We start from the raw sequence: 2,955 nt of genomic DNA, 5'->3' as shown, positions 1-2,955 counted from the left end.
GGAGCGTGCGGCCGGCCGCCGGGGACGGTGGGTGGCGGGATCAGCCCTGCGGGTGGTGGGCCGGGATCGGCGGGAGCTCGCCGGTGGTCTCGTACTCGCTCAGCATCTCGATCCGGCGGGTGTGCCGGGCCTCGCCGCTGTACGGGGTGTCGAGGAAGACCTCGACGAAGCGGGTGGCCTCCTCCAGCGTGTGCATCCGGCCGCCGATGGAGATCACGTTGGCGTTGTTGTGCTGACGGCCGAGCTCGGCGGTCTGCGCGCTCCAGGCCAGCGCGGCCCGGACGCCCTTGACCTTGTTGGCGGCGATCGCCTCGCCGTTGCCCGAGCCGCCGATGACGATGCCCAGGGCGTCCTCGTCGGCGGCGGTGCGCTCGGCGGCGCGCAGGCAGAACGGCGGGTAGTCGTCCTCGGCGTCGTAGATGTGCGGCCCGCAGTCGACCGGCTCGTGGCCGGCCCCCTTGAGCCACTCCACGAGGTGGTTCTTCAGTTCGTATCCGGCATGGTCGGAGCCCAGGTACACGCGCATGCCATGAGTGTGGCATGCGCGTGCGTCCGGGCCCGACAACGGGGGCGGCGGCGGGGAGCCGTCGGCGCGGGCGGGGGACGGTCGGCGCGGGCGGGGGCGGTCAGCGCCGGCCGAGCAGCTTCCAGGCCAGCGGCAGGGCGCCGGCGGCGAGGGCGGCCTTGAGGGCGTCGCCGACCAGGTACGGGTAGAGGCCGAGCTCGGCGGCGCGGGCGAGCGGGACGTGCAGCGACAGGGCGAGGTACGGGACGCCGACCGCGTAGATGGCGAGGCTGCCGAGGACCATGGTGACGGCGGTGTTGACCGGGGTGCGGTCGGCGCCGCGGCGGGCCAGCGCGCCGGTCAGGGCGGCGGCGACGACGAAGCCGAGCACGTAGCCGAAGGTCGGGAACGCCCAGCCGGTGGCGCCGCCGGTGAACCAGGGCACGCCCGCCATGCCGGCCAGCAGGTACAGCACGAGCGAGGCGGCGCCGCGGCGGGTGCCGAGCGCGGTGCCGACCAGCAGGGCGGCGAAGGTCTGGCCGGTGACCGGCACCGGCGAGCCGGGGACGTTCACCGACAGCTGGGCGGCCACGCCGGTCAGCGCGGCGCCGCCGGCCACCAGGGCCAGGTCGCGGGCCTGGGCGCCGAGGCGGGTGGAGGCGGCGGGCAGCAGGTCGGCGAGGACGGCGCGGCGCGGTATCGGGGTGGTGGCAGTGGCCATCGGGGCTCCTCCGTGAGAGTCCAGGTGAGTGAACACCTGTGAACCTACGCGGTGATCCACTGGGCGAACGGCACGGTTTCGGACAAACCCCCGCCCTCGGGCGTTGTCGGAACCGGCTCGGGACAACCCCTGGTCACAACATGATCACTTTGGGTTTCGGCATGGTCCGCATACTGGGCCCGAACCGATCATCTTTGGCATGGACAGCGGCGGCGCCGGATATTGGACAGCTCATGTCGCATACCGCACAGTCTGGAACCACCCCTATGGCCCCCACTTCCGCCCCTCCGGCGCCCGGGACCCCCGACGGCACCCGACCGGCCGCGGCGCCGGCGCCGGGTGGCCAGCAGCTCACCCACGGCCTGAAGCAGCGCCACCTGTCCATGATCGCCCTCGGCGGCGTGATCGGCGCCGGCCTCTTCGTCGGCTCCGGCGCCGGCATCGCGGCCGCCGGCCCGGCGATCATCCTGGCGTTCGTGCTCTCCGGCCTCCTGGTCATGCTGATCATGCGGATGCTCGGTGAGATGTCCGCCGCCCGCCCCGCCTCCGGCTCGTTCTCGGTGCACGCCGAGAAGGAGATCGGCCCCTGGGCCGGGATCACGGCCGGCTGGATGTACTGGGTGATGCTCTGCTGCGGCGTCGCCGCCGAGGCCACCGCCGCCGGGAAGATCGTCAACGGCTGGATACCCGGCGTCTCCGCCTGGGTCTGGGTCGCCCTGTTCATGGTCTTCTTCTGCGCCAGCAACCTCACCGCGGTGAAGAACTTCGGCGAGTTCGAGTTCTGGTTCGCCGCCATCAAGATCACCGCGATCATCGCCTTCCTGGTCCTCGGCGGGCTCGGCATCGCCGGGGTGATCGGCCCCGGCGCCCCCGGCGCGCACAACCTCACCGGTGAGGGCGGCTTCCTGCCCAACGGCGTCAGCGGGCTGATCGTCGGCCTGCTCGCCTCGGTCTTCGCGTACGGCGGTCTGGAGACCGTGACCATCGCCGCCGCCGAGTCCGACGACCCCAAGAAGAACGTCGCCAACGCCGTGCGCACCGCGGTGTGGCGGATCGCGATCTTCTACATCGGCTCGATGGCCCTGGTGGTCACCCTGGTCTCCTGGAAGGACCCGAAGGTCGTCGCGGACGGCCCGTACGTCACCGTGCTGAGCCACCTCGGGGTGCCCGCCGCCGGAACGATCATGCAGGTGGTGGTGCCGGTCGCGCTGCTGTCCGCGATGAACGCCAACATCTACGGCGCCTCCCGGATGGCGTACTCGCTGGTCGGCCGCGGCCAGGGCCCCAAGGCGCTGGCCAAGGTCGGCGGCGGGGTGCCGCGGAGAGCCGTCCTGGCCTCCTGTCTGTTCGGCTTCGGCGCCGTGCTGGCCGCCAAGTTCTGGCCGGACACGGTGTTCACCTGGCTGATGAACACCACCGGCGTCGCGATCCTGGTGGTCTGGCTGTTCATCTGCGTGGTCCAGCTGCGGATGCGCCGCCGACTGGAGCGCGAGGCCCCCGAGCTGCTCACCGTGAAGATGTGGGGCTACCCGTACCTGACCTGGATCGCGATGGCCGCCGTGGCCGCCATCCTCGCCCTGATGACCACCACCGAGGGCAACCGCCAGCAGCTGTACGCGGCCGGCGTGCTGGTCGCGGCGCTCACCGTCGCCGGGCTGCTCAAGCAGCGCCGGGACGCCGCCGCGCTCCGCTGACCTCCCCGCTCACGCGGCAGGGCCCGGTACCGAGC

General features: G+C 72.5%; 3 protein-coding genes. 1 reads left to right on the top strand and 2 read right to left on the bottom strand.

Annotation, left to right across the window (positions count from 1 at the left end; translation table 11 throughout):
• Positions 1-40: 40 nt before the first annotated feature.
• A complete protein-coding gene (locus ACFU6K_RS35510) occupies positions 41-526 on the bottom strand; it encodes a ribose-5-phosphate isomerase (RefSeq protein WP_380670228.1) in 486 nt (161 codons plus the stop codon).
• A gap of 100 nt (positions 527-626) precedes the next feature.
• Positions 627-1,226: a biotin transporter BioY gene (locus ACFU6K_RS35505; RefSeq protein ID WP_380670226.1), complete on the bottom strand. Its 600-nt coding sequence runs from the start codon at positions 1,224-1,226 to the stop codon at positions 627-629.
• A 266-nt stretch (positions 1,227-1,492) separates the two neighbouring features.
• Here ACFU6K_RS35505 and ACFU6K_RS35500 point away from each other — a divergent pair, with 266 nt between their 5' ends.
• Complete coding sequence (locus ACFU6K_RS35500; protein WP_380670224.1) at positions 1,493-2,920, top strand: amino acid permease; 1,428 nt, start codon at positions 1,493-1,495, stop codon at positions 2,918-2,920.
• Positions 2,921-2,955: the final 35 nt, after the last annotated feature.

Source organism: Kitasatospora sp. NPDC057512 (assembly GCF_042802135.1).
Taxonomy (GTDB): Bacteria; Actinomycetota; Actinomycetes; order Streptomycetales; family Streptomycetaceae; genus Kitasatospora.
The sequence above is the reverse complement of the archived record's forward strand: the minus strand, read 5'-3'. Positions and strand labels throughout refer to the sequence as shown.

Bases quoted from the DNA above. Each gene is read 5' to 3' on its own strand.
- ACFU6K_RS35510 (WP_380670228.1), bottom strand. From the start codon at position 526: ATGCGCGTGTACCTGGGCTCCGACCATGCCGGATACGAACTGAAGAAC.
- ACFU6K_RS35505 (WP_380670226.1), bottom strand. From the start codon at position 1,226: ATGGCCACTGCCACCACCCCGATACCGCGCCGCGCCGTCCTCGCCGAC.
- ACFU6K_RS35500 (WP_380670224.1), top strand. From the start codon at position 1,493: ATGGCCCCCACTTCCGCCCCTCCGGCGCCCGGGACCCCCGACGGCACC.